The 17,953-nt window shown below is 62.6% G+C and carries 16 protein-coding genes; 12 read left to right on the forward strand and 4 right to left on the reverse strand.

The window, feature by feature from the left end:
• Positions 1 to 105: 105 nt before the first annotated feature.
• Together IC234_RS00720 and IC234_RS00725 are read left to right on the forward strand one after the other, a co-directional pair.
• A complete protein-coding gene (locus IC234_RS00720; RefSeq protein WP_190921919.1) occupies positions 106 to 675 on the forward strand; it encodes a DUF922 domain-containing protein in 570 nt (189 codons plus the stop codon).
• Between the two features lie 27 nt (positions 676 to 702).
• Positions 703 to 1,047 (forward strand): tRNA-binding protein, encoded by a 345-nt coding sequence (locus tag IC234_RS00725; RefSeq protein WP_190921920.1) that lies wholly within the window; start codon positions 703 to 705, stop codon positions 1,045 to 1,047.
• Here IC234_RS00725 and IC234_RS00730 read toward each other — a convergent pair.
• Positions 1,040 to 1,471, reverse strand: coding sequence for a DUF4296 domain-containing protein (locus IC234_RS00730; protein ID WP_190921921.1), 432 nt, complete (start codon positions 1,469 to 1,471; stop codon positions 1,040 to 1,042). The two genes, IC234_RS00725 and IC234_RS00730, sit on opposite strands and share 8 nt — an antisense overlap.
• A gap of 181 nt (positions 1,472 to 1,652) precedes the next feature.
• Between IC234_RS00730 and IC234_RS00735 the strand changes: the two genes are divergently transcribed.
• The 10 genes from IC234_RS00735 (at position 1,653) to IC234_RS00780 (ending at position 14,129) form a co-directional block, all read left to right on the forward strand.
• Positions 1,653 to 2,543, forward strand: coding sequence for a DUF58 domain-containing protein (locus tag IC234_RS00735; protein ID WP_190921922.1), 891 nt, complete (start codon positions 1,653 to 1,655; stop codon positions 2,541 to 2,543).
• A gap of 52 nt (positions 2,544 to 2,595) precedes the next feature.
• Positions 2,596 to 3,483 carry a hypothetical protein gene (locus IC234_RS00740; RefSeq protein WP_190921923.1) on the forward strand — a complete coding sequence of 296 codons (888 nt, stop codon included), beginning with the start codon at positions 2,596 to 2,598 and terminating at the stop codon, positions 3,481 to 3,483.
• 234 nt (positions 3,484 to 3,717) lie between these two features.
• Positions 3,718 to 4,740, forward strand: coding sequence for a vWA domain-containing protein (locus IC234_RS00745; RefSeq protein ID WP_223827415.1), 1,023 nt, complete (start codon positions 3,718 to 3,720; stop codon positions 4,738 to 4,740).
• 94 nt (positions 4,741 to 4,834) lie between these two features.
• Complete coding sequence (locus IC234_RS00750; protein WP_190921924.1) at positions 4,835 to 5,503, forward strand: YggS family pyridoxal phosphate-dependent enzyme; 669 nt, start codon at positions 4,835 to 4,837, stop codon at positions 5,501 to 5,503.
• Between the two features lie 115 nt (positions 5,504 to 5,618).
• The gene (locus IC234_RS00755) at positions 5,619 to 6,782 is read left to right on the forward strand and encodes a lysophospholipid acyltransferase family protein (protein ID WP_190921925.1); all 1,164 of its coding nucleotides are present in this window, start codon (positions 5,619 to 5,621) and stop codon (positions 6,780 to 6,782) included.
• A gap of 138 nt (positions 6,783 to 6,920) precedes the next feature.
• Complete coding sequence (locus IC234_RS00760; RefSeq protein ID WP_190921926.1) at positions 6,921 to 7,904, forward strand: alpha/beta hydrolase; 984 nt, start codon at positions 6,921 to 6,923, stop codon at positions 7,902 to 7,904.
• Positions 7,905 to 8,146: 242 nt separating this feature from the next.
• A complete protein-coding gene (locus tag IC234_RS00765) occupies positions 8,147 to 8,632 on the forward strand; it encodes a phasin family protein (RefSeq protein ID WP_190921927.1) in 486 nt (161 codons plus the stop codon).
• Between the two features lie 116 nt (positions 8,633 to 8,748).
• Complete coding sequence (locus tag IC234_RS00770; protein WP_190921928.1) at positions 8,749 to 10,431, forward strand: ABC1 kinase family protein; 1,683 nt, start codon at positions 8,749 to 8,751, stop codon at positions 10,429 to 10,431.
• Positions 10,432 to 10,689: 258 nt separating this feature from the next.
• Positions 10,690 to 11,781 carry a hypothetical protein gene (locus tag IC234_RS00775; RefSeq protein ID WP_190921929.1) on the forward strand — a complete coding sequence of 364 codons (1,092 nt, stop codon included), beginning with the start codon at positions 10,690 to 10,692 and terminating at the stop codon, positions 11,779 to 11,781.
• 245 nt (positions 11,782 to 12,026) lie between these two features.
• Positions 12,027 to 14,129: a hypothetical protein gene (locus IC234_RS00780; RefSeq protein ID WP_190921930.1), complete on the forward strand. Its 2,103-nt coding sequence runs from the start codon at positions 12,027 to 12,029 to the stop codon at positions 14,127 to 14,129.
• A 55-nt stretch (positions 14,130 to 14,184) separates the two neighbouring features.
• On the opposite strand, the gene IC234_RS00785 is transcribed toward IC234_RS00780, so the two are convergent.
• The 3 genes from IC234_RS00785 to IC234_RS00795 form a co-directional block, all read right to left on the reverse strand.
• Positions 14,185 to 14,577, reverse strand: coding sequence for a GxxExxY protein (locus tag IC234_RS00785; protein ID WP_317173303.1), 393 nt, complete (start codon positions 14,575 to 14,577; stop codon positions 14,185 to 14,187).
• A 115-nt stretch (positions 14,578 to 14,692) separates the two neighbouring features.
• On the reverse strand, positions 14,693 to 16,429 hold the full coding sequence (locus tag IC234_RS00790) for a phospho-sugar mutase (RefSeq protein WP_190921931.1): 1,737 nt from the start codon (positions 16,427 to 16,429) through the stop codon (positions 14,693 to 14,695).
• 120 nt (positions 16,430 to 16,549) lie between these two features.
• On the reverse strand, positions 16,550 to 17,800 hold the full coding sequence (locus tag IC234_RS00795; RefSeq protein WP_190921932.1) for a T9SS type A sorting domain-containing protein: 1,251 nt from the start codon (positions 17,798 to 17,800) through the stop codon (positions 16,550 to 16,552).
• Positions 17,801 to 17,953: the final 153 nt, after the last annotated feature.

The following is a 17,953-nucleotide window of genomic DNA, read 5'->3' on the forward strand; positions in this document are numbered from 1 at the left end:
GAAAGCCAAGCGCAAGAGAAATTCAGAAAATAGGCTAATTTTAGCGCGGTCATTGGTTTAAATGCGCTGGCGCGCAGTTTAATTAGTACTTATCCATTATTTCCTATGTTCTCTTTTCTGACTTCGTTCCTAGTTGTGGCCAGCTGGCTGCAAGCGCCCGCCGCCAAGCCTGCACCCGCGGCCAAACCGGCCGCGGCGCTCATCGAATGGTCGGCCACGCGCCCGCTCACGGTGGCCGACTTTCTGGGCCGGCCCGGGCCTTCCGACCGGCTGGCCGCCCTCACCACTTCCGACCTGAAGGCCGACGCGGCCTGCCGCGACTTCGTGTTTTCGAGCACGGTGCACGCCACCTTCAACCCCAACACGTCCTGGATTCGCAACCCGGCCGCCATCACGCCCGCGCTGCTGCGCCACGAGCAGGTGCATTTCGACATCACGGAGGTCTACGCCCGCATCATGCGCCAGAAGCTGCTGGTGTTTGCGGCCAAAGCCAACTGCGAAAAGCTCCAGCCGGGCTTCAACAACGTCACCAAGCTGGTGTACGACCAGTGGGACCGGGAGCAAAACCGGTACGATGCCGAAACCAACCACGGCCTCAATACCGCCAAGCAGGACTATTGGGAGAAGCAAACCCAGATTAAGCTGGCCCAGCTCGCCACGTTTGCCTCGAAGTAGCCGGCGCTTTGCATAACCGTTCTTAAGATGTCTGCATCCGATTTAACCTGGGCCGAATTTGAGCGCGTGGACCTGCGCGTGGGCACCATCCTCGAAGCCCGCCCTTTTCCGGAGGCGCGCCGGCCGGCCTACCAGCTGCTCATTGACTTCGGCCCGGAAATCGGCCTGAAAAAGTCCAGCGCCCAAATCACGCACCACTACACGCCCGACACCCTGGTGGGCCGGCAAGTGCAGGCCGTGGTCAATTTTCCGCCCAAGCAGATTGGAAAATTTCGCTCCGAAGTGCTGGTGACGGGCTTTGCCGATGCCGACGGGCACATTGTGCTGGCCGCCGTGGCCGGCCCCGTGCCGAACGGCAGCCGCCTTATTTAGCCAGCGAGGCCGCGTTTTCGGGCAGGGCCTGGGTGGTGGGGGCCACGGGGCCCACTTTGGCGGGTTCCAGCTTTTCGGTTCGCTTGTTCAGCGTGTCGATGACGGCGCCGTAGATTTCGGACAGGTCCTTGCCGTGGATGCCGTAGTAGCGGTAGCTGCGCTGAAACGCCGAATCGGTTACCTCGCGGTTCCAGAGCAGGGCCTTGTGCTGGGCCTGGTACAGGGCGCGGGCTGAGTCCTGCGGCAGCCGGCTGTTTTCGACGCGCGCTTCGAGCACGTGCAGGTCGGCCAGCAAGCGTATCATTTGGTCTTTGGGCAACAGGTCGGCGGGCTTGGTCGGCTCTTCGGGGCGCTGGCAGCCGGGGCTGGCCAGTAGGAGCGGGGCCAGCAGCAGGCCCAGGCAGCGACGGCAGAAGGTTTTCACGGGCGCAAAGTTACGCCCGCGCCGTAGCTTCGCGGAAGGTTGACAGACTCAGCGGACGTCCTGCGCATCTGGCTTCCGCGCAGTCGAAGCAGCTCTAGCGCAGCAGTGGGTGAGGCATTGCGCGGCTGAGATGCTTCGACTGCGCGCCGCATGACCTTTTATGCCTCCTTCCGGCCCCTCTATGACCACCCCTCTCACCGACCTGGTGCGCCGCCTGCGCCACCTCGAAATCCGCATCCGCAAGGCGGTGGAGGCCCAGCTGCAGGGCGATTTCCACTCCGTGTTCAAGGGCACGGGCCTGGAATTCGACGACGTGCGCCTGTACCAGTACGGCGACGAAGTGCGCGCCATCGACTGGGCCGTGTCGAGCAAGGGCCACGGCACCTTCGTCAAAACCTACAAGGAGGAAAAGGAGCAGCAGGTGCTGGTGCTGCTCGACGTGAGCGCCTCCTTGGACGTGGGCGACGGCCAGCGCCGCAAGCTCGACGTGGCCCGCGACATCGCGGGGCTGCTGGCGCTGTCGGCGGCGCGGCAGGGCTCGGCCCTGGGCCTATTCGCTTTTTCCGACCAGAAGGAGCTGTATTTGCCGCCGGCCAAAGGCTCGCGGGCCGTGTATGCGCTCATCAACCGGCTGTTTTCGCTGGTGCCGGCCTCGCGGGGCACGGGCGTGGGCGCGGGCATCCGCCAAGCGCTGGGCCTGCTGAAGCGCCGCAGCCTGGTGGTGCTGATTTCGGACTTCATCGACGGCAGCTACGAGCGCGAGCTCACCATGCTGGCCCAGCGCCACGACCTGATAGTGGTGCAGCTGCGCGCCCCGCGCGAACGCCGTTTTCCGGCCCTGGGCATCATTCCGCTGCGCGACGCCGAAACCGGCCAGGTGCGCTGGGTCAACACCTCGTCGTCGGATTTTCGGGCCAGCATCGAGTCGGTGGCCGACCGCCAGGAAGCCGAGCTGGTGAACCTGTGCCGCCGCACTCGCACCGGTTTTCTGGCCCTGAGCACCGAAGGCGACTTCGTGCCGCAGCTCGTGAACTTGTTTCGCCACCGCCAACAGTCCGGTCGCCGTGGGTAAAGATTTTCGGTTCTCGAGAAGGGGCAGGCCGTCGTGCTTCGCGGCGCTTGGCATGATGGCATTCTTGGCATTCAGCACCGCTGTAATGGCCCAAACCGCGCCCTTGCCTGCACCCGAAGGCCGTTTTCTGAAGGCCACCGTGCTGGTGGGCGAGCCCCTGGACTACGAGCTGCGCTACGAGCACGCCCCCGACTTGGAAGTGGTGTTTCCGGACTCGCTGGCCCGCTTCGCGCCGTTTGAGTACGTGGGCAAAACCTATTTCCCCACGCGCACGCGCCGCGGCCGTAGCCTCGACCGCACCGTATACCACCTGCGCACCTTCCGCCTCGATTCGGTGCAAACCCTGGCCCTGCCGGTGGCCGTGCTCCAAGGCGACGATACGCTGAGCGTGCTGCCCCCGCCCAGCCGCGTGCGCCTGCGCCGCACCGCGCCCGTGGCCGCGGGCCAGCAGCTGCCGGCCTTGCGCCAAAACCTGGCGCTGGTGCCCGTGGAGCCGGTGTTTAATTATCCCTACTGGATTGCGGGAGCCTTGGCGGTGTTTCTGCTGCTGGCGGGCAGCGCGGCGCTGTTTCGGCGGCCCCTCACGCGGCGCTACCAGGCCTACAAGCTGCGCAAAAACCACGGCTACTTCCTGGCGCAGTTTGCGCGCCACGTCGAGCGGTTCGACTTGTCGCGCTCGGCCACCAACGTGGAGCGTGCCGTGGTGCTCTGGAAAAACTACCTCGCCGGCCTCGAAAACAGCGGCCTGAACTCCTTCACCACCCGCGAAATTGTGGCCTATTTCGAAAACGACGCCGACGTGCGCAAAGCCCTCACGGCCACCGACAAAGTGATTTATGGCAACCTGCAAAGCGAAGACGCCAAGGAGGTAGACCGCGCGTTTCAGCGCCTGCGAGGCTTTGCCGAGCGCCGGTACGCCTCGGTGGCCCAAGTAAGTTAGGCGAGATGGGGGAGGCGCCTCACGTTCGCCTCACCCCCTGACCCCCTCTCCCAAGGGAGAGGGAGCACCGGTCCTGCGCTTGCGTCTGGCTCCCCCTCTCCCTGAGGAGAGGGGGCCGGGGGGTGAGGCGAACGTGAGGCGCCCCGCCAGAACGAAGCAAGCCAGCTGCTTTGCGGCGCACTGCCTGCCGTTCTGGCGGCATGACGTTCTTTTGCGGTTCGTATTCCATTTCAATTGAACGACCTATTCAACCTTTTGCGCTACGCCACGCTGGCCAGCTACCAGTGGCAGCAGCCGCGCTTGCTGCTGCTCATGCTGGCCGTGCCGCTGCTGTTTGGGCTGCGGCGGGTGCTGGCGCGGCGCCGGCCGCGGGTGGGCGTGGCCTTTGCGCCCGGCGCGCGCCCGCGCGACTGGTCGGCGGCGCTGCGCTTTTTGCCCGATGTATTGCTGGGCTTTGCCCTGTGCTTTGGCATTGTGGCGCTGGCCCGGCCGCAGCGTACCGATGAGCGCGTGGAGCAGTCGGGCCGCGGCATCGACCTGGTGCTGGCCCTCGACGTGTCGGGCTCGATGGAAATCGAAGACCTGCGCCCCAACCGCCTCGAAGCCGCCAAGCGCATCGCCGCTGACTTCCTCAAAACCCGCGTGGGCGACCGCCTGGCCTTGGTGGCGTTTGCGGGCGATGCCTATTCACTGGCCCCCCTCACCACTGACTACGACCTGCTGCGCGAAGACCTGAGTGGCCTGAAAGTGGGCATGATAGCCAACGACGGTACCGCCATTGGCACGGCGCTGGGCGTGGCCACCAACCGCCTGCGCGAGTCCACGGCGCGCTCGCGGGTGTGCATCCTGCTTTCCGACGGCGAAAACAACGCCGGCAGCCTCGACCCGCTGCTGGCCGCGCAGCTGGCGCACGCTTTCGGCATCCGCATCTACACCATCGGGCTGGGCAAAGACGGTTTTGTGCCCTACGGCAAGGGCCCCGATGGCCAGCAGCGCTACGTGCAAACCCGCCTCGACGAAACCACCATGCGCCAGTTGGCCTCGGCCGCCGAAGGGCGGTTTTTTCGGGCCACCGACACGGCCGGGCTGCGCGAGGTGTTCAACCAAATCAACCGGCTCGAAAAGTCGGAAATCAAGCAGCTCCGCTTTCGCAACACCAAAGACTTCTACCGGCCCTACCTGTGGCTAAGCATCGCGCTGTGGCTGGCCTGGCTGGCCCTGAAAAGCACGTTTCTGAGCAACCCGCTGGAAGACTAAAAATTAGTGAGCAGTTAACAGTTAACAGTGAGCAGTGTCGCCCCGTCTGCTGCTGAATTGTTCACTGTTAACTGCTCACTGTTAACTGAAAAATATGTCCATCGCCGATAACATTCACCGCATCGAAACCGAATTAGCCGGCACCGCTGCTCGCCTTTGCGTCGTCACCAAAACGCACCCCGTCGAAAAGCTGCAAGAGGCGTACGACGCCGGCGCCCGCTGCTTTGGCGAAAACCGGCCCCAGGAAATGGCCGCCAAGCAGCCCCAGCTGCCCGCCGACGTGGAGTGGCACCTCATTGGCCAGCTGCAAACCAACAAGGTGAAGCTGCTGGCGCCCTTCGTGCACACCATCCAAAGCATCGACAGCTTGAAGCTGCTGCGGGAAATCGACAAGCACGCGGCCGCCAACAACCGCACCATCAACGGCCTGCTGCAATTCCACATCGCGCAGGAAGAGACCAAATCGGGTCTGACGCTGCCGGAAGCCGAGGAAATACTCAAATCAGAAGACTACAAGCAGCTGCGGCACGTGCGCCTGACCGGCGTGATGGGCGTGGCCACCTTCACCTCCGACGAGGCCCGGCTGCGGCAGGAGTTTCGGGAGCTGCGCGGCTACTTCGAGCGCCTGAAAGCTGCGTATTTCGCCTCTGAGCCCGCATTCCGCGAAATATCAATGGGCATGAGCGGCGACTACCGGCTGGCGGTGGAGGAGGGGAGCACCCTGGTGCGCGTGGGCAGCGCCATTTTCGGCAGCCGGGGCTAGCCGTGCCCCTGAGCCGCAACGCTCTCCGCCGGCTGCCGGAAACCACGCCGACGCAAGCGCAGCGGTAGAAATTCTCCTATCTTCCGTCCTCCGACTGCTGCCTTAATTCCCCCCAATGTCCACCGCTACCTCGTCTTCGCTGCCCCCGCCGGCCATTGCGGCCAACCAGCACATCTACGACGACTACTTTGAGGAAGACTTCACCCGGACGGTGGACGACAACATTCTGCAGCTGCTCGACCGCGTGTGGTTTCGCTCCGAGCTGGTGGGGTTCGAGAACTTTCCGCAGCGCAACCGCCCCGACCGGCCCCTGATTTTTGCTTCGAACCACTCGGGCATGGCTTTCCCCTGGGACGCCATGGTGGCGCTGTCGCACCTGTTTCGGCACCTACCCAAGCACGACTCGCTCAGCGACTTGCCGCGCCCGCTCTCGGCCCCGCTGCTTTCGCAAACGGCCCTGATGAACCCTTATCTGGTGAAAGACTTCTGGAAGAAATGCGGCTGCGTGGACGCCACGACGCTGAATTTCGAAACCATGATGTACTACCAAGACCATAACCTGATGCTGTACCCCGAGGGCGTGCCCGGCATCGGCAAAGGGTTCAACCGCAAGTACCAGCTGCAGCGCCTGGCCACCAGCATGGTGCGCCTGAGCCTGCAGCACGGCACCGACATTGTGCCCTTCTACACCATCAACGCCGAATACCTGAATCCCTACGCCTACAGCTGGGATTGGGTCAACAACCTGACCAAGAAAATCGGCATCCCGTTTTTGCCGCTCACGCTGCTGCTGCTGCTGGTGCTGGTGCAGCCCTGGGCATTCTACCTGGCGTTTCCGGCCAAGCTCATCTTCGTGATGGGCACCCGCATCCGCCCTTCTGACCTCACCGCCAAAACCACCGGCGAGCTCACCCGCGAAGACTACCTGGCCCTGAGCGAGCAAATCCGCCAGCAGATGCAGGCCGAGATGAACGCCGCCGTGGCCGCCTACGGCCAAAAACCCTACCGCTGGGGCGAGCTCTGGCAGCGCATGAAGGAAAACCGCCGGTTTTTCCCGTTCTTCCTGCCCTTTGCCTGGCCCGCCATGTTCACCGAATTTGAACGGCTGTATGTGAAAGAAGGCAAGCGCAATTTTCGGATGAAGCTCGACCAGCCCGGCGCCTGGTTGCGTATGCTGTGGCGCAACCCCATTACGCTGGCCTACTTCGTGCCTTTGCTCGGCTGGATTCCGCTGGCCATCAAAGGCTACCGGGGCAATAAACTGGGCCAAAAGCCGTAGTTGTTTTGTACGATGTAGAGACGCACACTTGCGTCTCATCGTTGAACGATAACCGTCCCACGCCCCATAACTGCGCGGCCGACTAGACGCAAATATGCGTCTCTACGCTTCCCATCCTCCTCTCCCAAATCCCACCCAATGCCCTCGTTTCAGCACTTACTGCTCAAGCAGCTCCTCACCGCGGCGGCCGCGCCACTGGCCCGCCGCAAGCCCAGCGTGGGCGCCATGCGCCTGGCCATGGAAGCGGGCTCGCTCTTCCAGTTCATGCCTTGGCACGTGCACCTGGAGAGCCTGAAGCTGGACAACCGCCTGGAAGCCGAGTGGCTGCGGCCGCGCGGCGCGCACCCCACGCGCGTGCTGCTCTATTTGCACGGCGGCGGCTACGTGCTGGGCTCGCTCAACACCCACCGCAGCCTGGTGGGGAGCCTGGCCCAGCGCAGCGGGCTCAACGTGCTCACCATCAACTACCGGAAGGCGCCCGACCACCCGTTTCCGGCGGCGCTCGACGATGCCAAGCGCGCCTACCGCTGGCTGCTGCGCCACGGCCACCAGCCGCACGACATTGCGGTGGCCGGCGACTCGGCCGGGGGAGGGCTGGCTTTGGCGCTGCTGCTGGCGCTGCGCAACGCCGGCGAGGCCCTGCCCGCCGCCGGCGTCGGCCTCTCGCCCTGGACCGACCTCAACCTGCCCATCACGGCCCTGCGCCGGGTAGCCCGCGAGGAAGGCCTGCTGCTCGAAGCCTTGCAAATGCGCACCTGGGGCCCGCTCTACGCCCGCAAAACGCCGCTCACGCACCCGCTGCTCTCGCCGCTGCAAGCCGACTTGCACGGGTTGCCGCCGCTGCTCATCCAGGTGTCCACGGCCGAAGTGCTGTACGACGACGCCCTGCGGTTTGCCGACAAAGCCCGGGCCGCGGGCGTGCCCGTCACGCTGCAGCCCTTTGATGGGCTGGTGCATTGGTGGCACTTGTTCTGGCGCATCGTGCCGGAAGCCCGCCAGGCGCTCGACCAGGTAGCCAGCTTTCTGGAGAAAACATGGGCCGCGCCCGAAGCCGAAAACAGCGCCACCGGCGGGCGCAGCCGCACCTTGCGCCCGCAGCCGCGCCGCCGGCTGGCGGCCTAGGCAGCGAGGAACCCGCGGCGCATTATCAGCAGCCGGAGCAGGGCTGAATGAGAAAAAATAGCGCTCAGCTAAATGATTTTGAGCACTTTTGCAGAAATACGGCGTACAAGACTCAACTATATTGCAGAGTGTTCGTAGGTTTGCACCAGAAATACTCGGCTTGCATACTACTTGTGGCCGTCAACTCGTTTTCCCTCAGTTGCTTCGCGTTTAACCCTTTCACTTCAATCCCCTTCAACCCCATGGAAGATTTGTTTAAAAAGTTCGTCAATGCCGGCGTCGGCTACATTGCTCAGGGCAGCAAGACGTTGCAATCCACCATTGAGAAGCTGGTGAAGGACAACAAGATGACCCAGGAGGAAGGCAAGAAAATCATCGACGACCTGATGAAGAGCGGCGAAACCAAGCGCGCCGAACTTGAAAAGCAGTTTCAGGGCCTGGCCGAGCGCGTGAAAAGCACCGTGGGCCTCGGCGACTCCAAGTTGAAAGCCAAGCCCGCCGCCAAAAAACCGGCCGCTAAATCGGCTTCGGCCGCCAAGCCGGCCAGCAGCGCCACCGCCAAAGCCGCTGGCGCCACCAAAAAGGCGGCCGACAAGGTGAGCGCCGCCGCTGGCTCGGCGCAGAAATCGGCCGCGGCCAAAGCCGGCGCGGCCGCCAAGCCGGCCGCGAAGAAGCCCGCCGCCAAAAAGCCCGCCGCGGCTTCGACCAACGGCGAAAGCCAGGCGTAAGCTCGTCGGTTGAAATTTGACAAAAGCCCCGTTTGCGTTTCGTGAACGGGGTTTTTCGTTGCTAATCCGGCGCTGGCCCGAGGAGCGGCCGGCCCAAAGCGCTACATTCGCTGTCGATGTTCAAAAACACGATTTCTAACCTGTCCCGGATTCGGCAAGTGGCCGAGGTGCTGCTGCGCTACGGCTTCGAGGACGTGGTGACCACCACGCCGCTGCGCCGCCTCGTGAGCCAGGCCCGCCGCCTCAACTGGCAGCGCGCCGACCGGCAGGTGTTCGAAACCACGCGCTGGGAGCGGGTGCGCCTCATCATTGAGGAGCTGGGGCCCACGTTCATCAAGCTGGCCCAGGCCATGAGCAACCGCGCCGACCTGCTGCCCGAGGCGCTGATTGACGAGTTTGAGAAGCTGCAAAGCAACGTGCCGCCCTTCGAGACGGCGCTGGCCCGCCAGATTATCGAGGAAGAGCTGGGCCGGCCGATTACGGAGGTATTCAGCGAGTTCGACGACACCACGCTGGGCTCGGCCAGCATCGGGCAGGTGCACCGGGCGCGGCTGCTCACGGGCGAGGAAGTGGTGGTGAAGGTGCAACGCCCCGGCGTGCGCGAAAAAGTGCGCTCCGACCTGGCCTTGCTGCACGAACTGGTGCGCCTGACCAGCGGCTTCCTGCAAAAGCAGGGCCTGGCCAACCCGCAGGACATCGTGGACGCCTTCGAGCGCAGCATGAGCAAGGAGCTGGACTACACCGCCGAAGCCCGCTCGATGGAGCAGTTTCGGAAGCTCTACGCCGACTACACCACGTTCTACATCCCGAAACCGTTTCGGGAGCTGAGCACGGCCCGCATCCTGGTGATTGAGTTCGTGAGCGGCTGCAAAATCACCGACAAGGCGCAGCTGCAGGAGTGGGGCCTGAGCCCCGAAGCCGTGGCTGAAAACGGCATGGACATCTACCTGACGCAGATTTTCGAGTTCGGGGTGTTCCACGCCGACCCGCACCCCGGCAACGTGCTGGTGCGGCCCGACGGCACGGTGGTGCTCATCGACTTTGGCATGGTGGGCCGCCTCACCAAGCAGCAGAAATACGCCTTTGCGGGCGTGTTCATCGGCATGGCGCGGCAGGACGCGCGCAGCATGGCCCTCAACTTCCGGCGCCTCGCCCTCACGGCCGAAATTCCGGACATGCGAGCGTTCGAGTCCGATTTGAGCCAGCTCATTGAGGACTTCGCCACGCTCGACGTGAAGGAAATGAGCATGAGCGACTTGGCCGACGCGCTCCAAACGGTCATTTATAACTACAAATTGCAGGTGCCGGGCGCGGTGTTTCTCATTCTGCGGGCGCTGGTGATTCTCGAGGGCATCGGCAAGGTGCTGCATCCCCGCTTCAACACCTTTGAGTTTGTGCGGCCCTACGGGGCCAAGATTATTCGGGAGCAGTACTCGCGGCAAAACCTGCTCAGCGAGGCCGAATACACGGGCACGCAGCTGCTGGCGCTGCTGCAAACGTTGCCGTCCGACGTGCGCCAGATTGTGCGCAAAATCAGCAAGGGTGAGCTGCGGCTGAAGTTCGAGCTGGTGGGTTACCAAACCCTGCTGCGCAAGGCCGACCAGCTCGTGAGCCGCACCATTCTGGCGCTGCTGAGCGTGGGCGGGCTGCTGTTTTCGGGCCTCTCGCTTGTGGGCCGCTATTCGCCCGACATGCCGTACCACCGCGGCGTGCCCGAAATAACCTGGTGGAGCTTGGGCGCCACGGGTTTCATGCTGCTGGTTTTGCTGCTGCTCGGCACCGGCCGGCGAGAGAAATAAGGCCGCAGGCAGCGATGACATCGAGGCAAAACTGCCATTAATCACGCCGCAGACGGACTCTTTGCTTCAACAGATAAAGTCCTTTATTTTATCAGTTTTAATGAAATTAATTACTGATAATTAATGTGTTACTACTAACAAAGCGGCGTTTGCTAAAGTCCTGAAAAATGGAATTTAACGTTGCCTGCCGGTTTGTTGGACTTCTACCTTTCCGCTGTCTGTCGCTAATGACAGAAGTTAATCCCAGCGGAAAACCCCATGAATACCGTTACCCTCGGAGCAGTCCAGCGCTATTGCGTTACTCTCTTTGCCTGCGCCCTGCTTAGCCCCGGCTTGTCCAGCGCCCAAGGGCGCGGCAAAGCGCCCGAGCAGCTCGCGGACGAGACCTATGACACCCAAAAACACCTGACCGTGGCCGTGACGAAGTTTACCGAGGCGCGTACGGCGCTGGCGGGCTTCATTCGGCAGCGCGCGGTGCGGGTGCAAAAGCAGGAAGAAACCCCGGAGCAGCTCATTGCCGAATTTGCCCTGCCCGCGCCGTACCTGCTGCCGCTCGATTCGCTGGCCGCGTCGCTGGGCTTTGTGGTTGAAAACAACGTGAATGCCCACGACCTCAGCGGCCGCACCGGCGAGCTTCGGGCCGAAGAAAAGCGCACCACCGACCAGATAGAGGGCATGCAGCAGCAATTGGCCAAAGGCACGGGCACCCCCGAAGAGCGCACCAGCCTGCGCCGCGACCTGGACCGCGCCACCGAACGCCTGCTGAGTGTGCGCGAGCAGCAGGCTTACATCGCCGGCCACGCCCGCCAGGCCTACGTCACGCTGCGCCTCTACGACGAAATCAGCTTCCCCACCGGCAACCGCCGCATCAGCTTCGTGAACATGCCGGGCGTGGAATACGCCTACCTGCACCTCGACAGCCCCAAAGCCGGGCTCACCGCCCCTGCCTATTCGGGGGTGGCCCTCAAGTACCTCGTCACGCGCGGCAAAAGCTATTTGAACGTGGGCATGTACCGCCCGGTGAGTGGCAACACCGGCGAAGAAGATTTCGTGAACGAGCTGTTTGTCATCAACTTCGGGCAGGATTTTTACCCGCGCAATTTCGGGCGCGGCCGGCGGCGCTACTTCAATCTCTACACCTGCTACCAGCTGGGCGGCTTCATCCTGAACCGCAACAATGACCGGGGCACCGAATTCATCCCCAACCTGAACCTGGGCGTAGGCGTCGAAATTTTTAAAAGCAAGCACGTGCTGCTCGACACCAAAGCCAGCTACTTTGTGCCGCTGCACGACCACAGCCGGGACCTGCGCGGCGTGCTGGGGCAGGCGGCGTTCAACTTCGTTTTCTGATAGGGAGTAGGGGGCAGGCGGGTAGAGACGCGTATTCGCGTCTTGGCGTCGAACGACCGACGTCTTGACCTGCTACCGCCCGTTTTTGTACTCGCTTCCGCAATTATTTGGCCTTGAAGCATTGTAGCCGCGCCGGGCGGGCCCGACCTTTGCGGCGTGGGCGCCATTTCTGCCCGCGTGCCTACATGTCTGCTTCGTTATTCGGCCGCGTAATTCTTGCCTTTTTTGGTATTTTACTGGGACTGATGCCACGCATTGCCACGGCCCAAACGGCCCCGACCGGCGCGCCTGTGCTGCGCGAAGCCAGCCTGCGCACCGACACGGCCGCCTACTCACTCAGCCGCAATACGGTGCTGGTGCAAGGCACGCCAACGCTCTACTTCTGGTTTCGGCGCGACGATGAGACGCTGGAGCTGCGCCTGTACCCGGCCAATACCGCCAACGCCAAGCCGCTGCGCCTGCGCCGCACGCCCGACTACCAGCAGCTCGATTCGCTGACCAAAGAAGCCGACGGCGCCTTCCGCACCCGGCTCAAATTTCAGAACCTGACCAGCAGCCAGTTTCTGCGGCTGGTGGTGGAGCAGGCCGCCGACTCGGCCGGGCGGGCGCCGCTGCGGCAGGTGGTGCCGCTGCTGCCGCTGGCGCGCACCTCGTTGGCCCTGCGCGTGACGGACAATGAACTGTTTGTAGGGGAGGAAAAGGTGTTTGAGCTCACCAGCTCCAACCCGCGCAACGTGCACGTGACGGGCGAATGGGTGCGCGGCCCTGAGTTCGACTACCGCCTGGTGGCCGAAAGCAACGGCATGCTGCGCCTGCACGTGCTGCCCAACCAGCTCGGCAACCGCACCCTGCAGCTCAAGCTGCAAACCGAGCGGCCCACGCTGCTGCCCGGCAACAAGCTCAGCTACCAGCTGCCGGTGCTGAAGCAGGAATTCAACGTGAAAGCCAGCCGCCTGCGCTTCCTCTCGCCCGACCAGCGCAGCGTGACCATGGACGACGTGAGCCGCCGGCGCGGCGTGGAGTTGATACTCGACAACGGCCGCAGCTTCGAGCTGCACCGCACTTATCGCATTGAAGACCAAGAGGAGCCAGGCGGGGCGCTCATTGCCGAAATCTACACCCGTCAGTACCTGAGCAACGACCGGGTGCTGTGCTATTTCCGCCCCTACAACACCCACCGCCAAACTGCCGGCTACCTCTACATCAAGGAAAACGACGCCCCGCGCTACCTCACCAACCTCGACATCACGCCCCAAACCGTGATTCGGAACGTGCAGGTGCTGCACCGCGGCGGCGAATGGACGCCCGGCCTGAGCGTGAGCCCCGGCGAAACCGTGGACGTGCGCCTCGAAGGCGAGGGCCTGCAAAAGGCGCGCGTGTCGTTCGAAGACCTGCCGGTCATTCCTTCCGATTCGTCGGTGCGGACCGACGCGCGGCTGGTGTACCGGGTGCGGGTGCCGGTGAATTTCGACAAGCGCAAGAGCACTATTTACAACCTGGGCCAGCCCACCGGCTATGCGCTCAGCGTGCGCGAGTTTCAGCGGCCGCACCCCTTGGATTTTGTGTCCGTCACTTACGGCGACGCGGCCCGGCAAATCACGAAGCTCAACGGCCCGGTGCTCTACGACGGCACCATTCGCGACGTGGTGTTTCAGTTCAATCCGGCGGGCATCGACCAGGGCGAGCAGCTGTTTGGCAAGCAGTTTCTGAGCTTCGAAATCCGCACCGTAAATGCCAAAGGTGATTTGGTGGAGCTGCGCAACATCGACAACGTGGTGATTTGCCCCGGCGACAATTCGCCCCGCGCCGCCTTCTACGCCGACAAGCAGTGCCGCACCGACCCGCTGAGCCTGAACTCCATCCTGAGCCGCAAAACCTACGACCTCGACGAGTGGAGCCGCATCCTGGTCACGGTGAAGCACCAGGCCAGCCAATACGGCGAACCCGGCTACACCCAAACCGTGGAGCTGGTGCTCAAGCGCCGCTACAAATTCGACATCGACGTGAGCTTCCCGGCCGGCCTGCTCACCCGCAAGGAGAAAGAAGATAAGTTCGGCGACCTGGGCGGCATCTCGCTGGCCACGCTGGCGCAGTTCAGCTTCTACAGCCCCAACAAAATCAACCGCTTGCGCCCCTACAAAATCGGTGCCGGCTTCGTGGCACTCAACGCCTTCAACCTCGGCAGCAGCACCGCCAACCGCGACTTGGGCGTCGTCATCCTCGGCTCGGTGTACCCCACGCGGCGCGAGGCCAAGTTTACGTTTCCGCTCTACCTGGGCGGCGGCTATTTGCTGGGCACCTCACAGTGGTTTTTCATGCTGGGGCCAGGCATTGGGGTTCGCCTGTAGCGCAAGGTTTCGCGAGGTTAAAAGAGGTTTCGCAAGGTTTGACGTGCACTTGGCTTCAAAGGCCATTGACGAGGCGAATGATGTGGTCGCGCAGGGAGGATACGTTAAAATTAATTAGTAGACCCAGCTTCAGCTGCGAAAGGTGCAGGTAATTAAGTAATTGTTTGCTGTGCATCGGGGCCAATTCCATCACGGATTTCAATTCGATGATGACTTTTTGTTCCACCAGTATATCCAGCCGAAAGCCTACTTCCAATCGGATGCCATCGTACACGACGGGTAGTGCAACCTGAGTTTCGACGAGTAATCCAAGCTTTCGCAACTCATGCGTCAACGCCGCCTCGTAGACTGACTCATATAAGCCGGGCCCCAAAGCAGTATGCACTTTAAAGGCTGACCGCATGACGTGCCCAGCAATTTCATTTTCGTGCATAATAAGCGTTGCCAAAACGTAATGGTGAAAAGGCGAAAACCAATTTGAATTAAACAGAAAAAAGAGGTCCCGTAAGGTCTGAATTAACATCAACCTCGCGAAACCTCTTTTAACCTTGCGAAACCTCGCGCTATTGCAGTTTCATATCCGCAATTATCGCCTGAATCTTTTCGTGCGCCAGCCGTTGCGCCAGGTCAAAATCGACGGCTGATTTCAGGGGCTGCTTCACGCTGAAATAGAACTTGATTTTGGGTTCGGTGCCGCTGGGGCGGGCCGAGATTTTGCTGCCGTCTTCGGTCAGGAACTGGAGCACGTTAGAGCTTTCCACGCCGGTGTCGGTGGCCAGGCCGGTGCGCAGGTCGTGGATGCGGCCGGTTTTGTAGTCGCGGATTTCCACCACTTTCAGGCCGGCGATTTGCTGCGGCGGATTGGCGCGCAGACTGGCCATCATCTCCTGGATTTCCTCGGCGCCACGCTGACCTTTTTTGGTGAGGGAAATCAGGTCTTCCACGTAGAGGCCGTACTGGGCGTACATTTCCACCATTTCCTGGTAGAGCGTTCGGCCCTTGTCTTTGGCCACGGCGGCCATTTCGGCCACCAGCGCGCAGGCCGAGATGGCGTCTTTGTCGCGCACAAAATCGCCGATGAGGAAGCCGTAGCTTTCCTCGCCGCCGCCGATGTACGTTTCGCGTCCTTCGAGGTCGCGGATGAGGCCGGCAATGTACTTGAAGCCGGTGAGCGTGCGGTAGCTCTTCACATTGTAGTGGCGGGCAATGTCGCCCAGCACTTCGCTCGTCACGATGGTGTAGACGATGTAGTCCTTCGGCGTGGCCTGCCCGGCGCGGTGGCGGGCCGATAGCAGGTAGTTGGTGAGCACGGCGGCCGTCTGGTTGCCGTTGAGCAGCACCCACTCGCCCTTGTCGTTTTTCACGCCCACGCCCACGCGGTCGGCGTCGGGGTCGGTGGCCAGCACGATGTCGGCGTTGGTGGCTTTGGCTTGGTCGAGCGCGAGTTGCATGGCGCTTTTCTCCTCCGGGTTCGGCGACTGCACGGTGGGGAAGTTGCCATCCGGCGTGGCCTGGGCTTCCACCACGTTCACGTTGGTGAAGCCAAACTCGCGCAGCAGGCCCGGCACCAGCGTGATGCCCGAGCCGTGGATGGGCGTGTACACGATGTTCAAATCGTGCTGCCGCTGAATGGCCGCGGGGTCGATGCTGAGCTGCTTGGCGGCGGCAAAATACCGGGCGTCCAAATCAGCGCCGATGCTGACGATTTTCGACGGGTCAGCCTCGAATTTTACCTCGCTGGGGCTGGTGATTTTGTTGACTTCGGCGATGATGTTCTGGTCGTGCGGCGCCACTACCTGCGAGCCGTCGTTCCAGTACACTTTGTAGCCGTTGTATTCCTTGGGGTTGTGCGAGGCCGTGATGACGCAGCCGCTCTGGCACTGCAGCTCCCGAATGGCAAACGACAGTTCCGGCGTGGGCCGCAGGGCTTCAAACAGGTACACCACGATGCCATTGGCCGAGAAAATGCCGGCCGCAATTTCGGCGAAGGTGCGGCTGTTGTTGCGGCTGTCGTGGGCGATGGCCACCTTGATTTGCTGGCCGGGGAAGCTCTGCAGCAAGTAGTTGCACAGGCCCTGCGTGGCCATGCCCAGCGTGTAGCGGTTCATGCGGTTCGAGCCCGGGCCCATGATGCCGCGCAGGCCGCCCGTACCAAACTCCAGGGTGCGGTAGAAGGCGTCGGTGAGCTGCTCGTCCTGGCCGCTGGCCTGCATCTGGCGGATGGCGGCCTGGGTGTCGGCGTCGTAATCGGGCGTGAGCCAGGTGTCGATGGTGTGCTGAACTTCGGGGGTGAGGGGCATGGGGAGAAAGAATAGGGATTGGTAAGCCGGAAACGGGCCGTAAAGGAAAGTGTTTTGCCGGAAACGGCATGCCGGTGCCGGGCTCATTTTTCCGGCGCCTGACATCCAGGCCGCGCGGAGCTAGCGAAGCTCGATTTTGCGCGAGAAGCTGCCGGCCGCGGAATTCACCTGCAACACGTACAAGCCCGCTGCCAGGCCCGCCACCGCCAGCTCCTGCGTGGAGCTGCCGGCCGGTAAGCGCCCGTGGGCCACGGCGCGGCCCTGCAGGTCGCGCAGCTCCAGGGCGAGGTCGTCGGCGAAACCACCGGCCCGCTCGATGCGCAGGGTGTGGCTGGCGGGGTTTGGCGCTACCGCAAACAAGCTGGCTTGCGCGGTGGCCGCGGCCGTGGGCACGGCCGGGGCCAGCCAGGGGCGCGTGTTCAGGGCATAGAGCCGCGCCGGAACCGTGACAAAGGAATTTACCTGCTCATTGGAGATAAACACGCGGTATTGGTCCACAAATGTCAGCCCCTCGGCCTGTCCGATGAACAGGGCATTGGGCAGCTCAATCCGGCGTTTGTTGCCCTTCAAATACTGCCCGCCCCGGAAGTCCGACAGCAGCCACAGGAACGTGGCGCCGGTGCTGGCGTTGTAGCCCAGCAGTGCCGCGCCGGTACCCGCGGGGTTGAGGTCGGCGGCCGTAATCAGCCCGTTCACGTTGAAGCTGCCCTTGAAATGCGCCACGTAGGTGCCGGGCTGCGCCGGGATGGTGTAGTACTTGGTGCGCAGGTCGGCCCAGTTCTTCGTGAACAGGTGCAGGGAATCGTTGGCGTAGAAAAACGCCTCGCAGTCGAAGTTGTGATTGTTAATGGCCGGGGTGAAAGTGGTTTGGTCGGGGTAGCTGAAGTTGATGGCTTGCGCCGTCACGGCCACCGAAGGCCCGGTGCCGATGTCGGCTTTGGCCACGCGCAGCACCCGCAAATCGCGCCGGTCGCCGTTGTTGTTGCCGAAGTCGCCCACGTAGAGGTACTGCGCATCGGTGGCCAGGTCTTCCCAATCAATGTTGATGGTGTTGGTGATGACGACGTGCTGCACCGCAGCGCCCGAGGTCGAATCAATCTTGTAGAAGCCGGGCGTGTTGTTGCTGTCGTTGTGGGTCCACAGGTTGCGGTCGGTGTATTGCAGCCCCGAGCTTTCGGGCACGGCGCTGCCCAGCGGCGTTTTGGTGATGAGCGGGGTGCTGGTGGTCGGATACAAGCACGAGCCGTCGTTGACGGTGGCGGCCGGGTTGTAGTTGGTGGCGCGCGGGTCGGTGCAGCCGCTTTGGGCCCGGGCCGTGAAGCAGGCCAGCGCCAGCAGCAGGAGCAGCGAATGAGTAGCGGTTTTTACCATACCAAAAGCACCGTTAAGTAGCCCCAAAAAAGAACGTCATGCTGAGCGCAGTCGAAGCATCTCTACCGCAATAGTAATGAATTACTTGCGCAATAGAGATGCTTCGACTGCGCTCAGCATGACGTTCATAAGTCACACCGAACGGGCTGCGAG

It is taken from the genome of Hymenobacter armeniacus (assembly GCF_014699055.1).
Lineage (GTDB): Bacteria > Bacteroidota > Bacteroidia > Cytophagales > Hymenobacteraceae > Hymenobacter > Hymenobacter armeniacus.

Bases quoted from the DNA above. Each gene is read 5' to 3' on its own strand.
- IC234_RS00770 (WP_190921928.1), top strand. From the start codon at position 8,749: ATGTTCAAAAACACGATTTCTAACCTGTCCCGGATTCGGCAAGTGGCC.
- IC234_RS00765 (WP_190921927.1), top strand. From the start codon at position 8,147: ATGGAAGATTTGTTTAAAAAGTTCGTCAATGCCGGCGTCGGCTACATT.
- IC234_RS00720 (WP_190921919.1), top strand. From the start codon at position 106: ATGTTCTCTTTTCTGACTTCGTTCCTAGTTGTGGCCAGCTGGCTGCAA.
- IC234_RS00740 (WP_190921923.1), top strand. From the start codon at position 2,596: ATGATGGCATTCTTGGCATTCAGCACCGCTGTAATGGCCCAAACCGCG.
- IC234_RS00790 (WP_190921931.1), bottom strand. From the start codon at position 16,429: ATGCCCCTCACCCCCGAAGTTCAGCACACCATCGACACCTGGCTCACG.
- IC234_RS00775 (WP_190921929.1), top strand. From the start codon at position 10,690: ATGAATACCGTTACCCTCGGAGCAGTCCAGCGCTATTGCGTTACTCTC.
- IC234_RS00795 (WP_190921932.1), bottom strand. From the start codon at position 17,800: ATGGTAAAAACCGCTACTCATTCGCTGCTCCTGCTGCTGGCGCTGGCC.
- IC234_RS00750 (WP_190921924.1), top strand. From the start codon at position 4,835: ATGTCCATCGCCGATAACATTCACCGCATCGAAACCGAATTAGCCGGC.
- IC234_RS00735 (WP_190921922.1), top strand. From the start codon at position 1,653: ATGACCACCCCTCTCACCGACCTGGTGCGCCGCCTGCGCCACCTCGAA.
- IC234_RS00780 (WP_190921930.1), top strand. From the start codon at position 12,027: ATGCCACGCATTGCCACGGCCCAAACGGCCCCGACCGGCGCGCCTGTG.
- IC234_RS00725 (WP_190921920.1), top strand. From the start codon at position 703: ATGTCTGCATCCGATTTAACCTGGGCCGAATTTGAGCGCGTGGACCTG.
- IC234_RS00755 (WP_190921925.1), top strand. From the start codon at position 5,619: ATGTCCACCGCTACCTCGTCTTCGCTGCCCCCGCCGGCCATTGCGGCC.
- IC234_RS00760 (WP_190921926.1), top strand. From the start codon at position 6,921: ATGCCCTCGTTTCAGCACTTACTGCTCAAGCAGCTCCTCACCGCGGCG.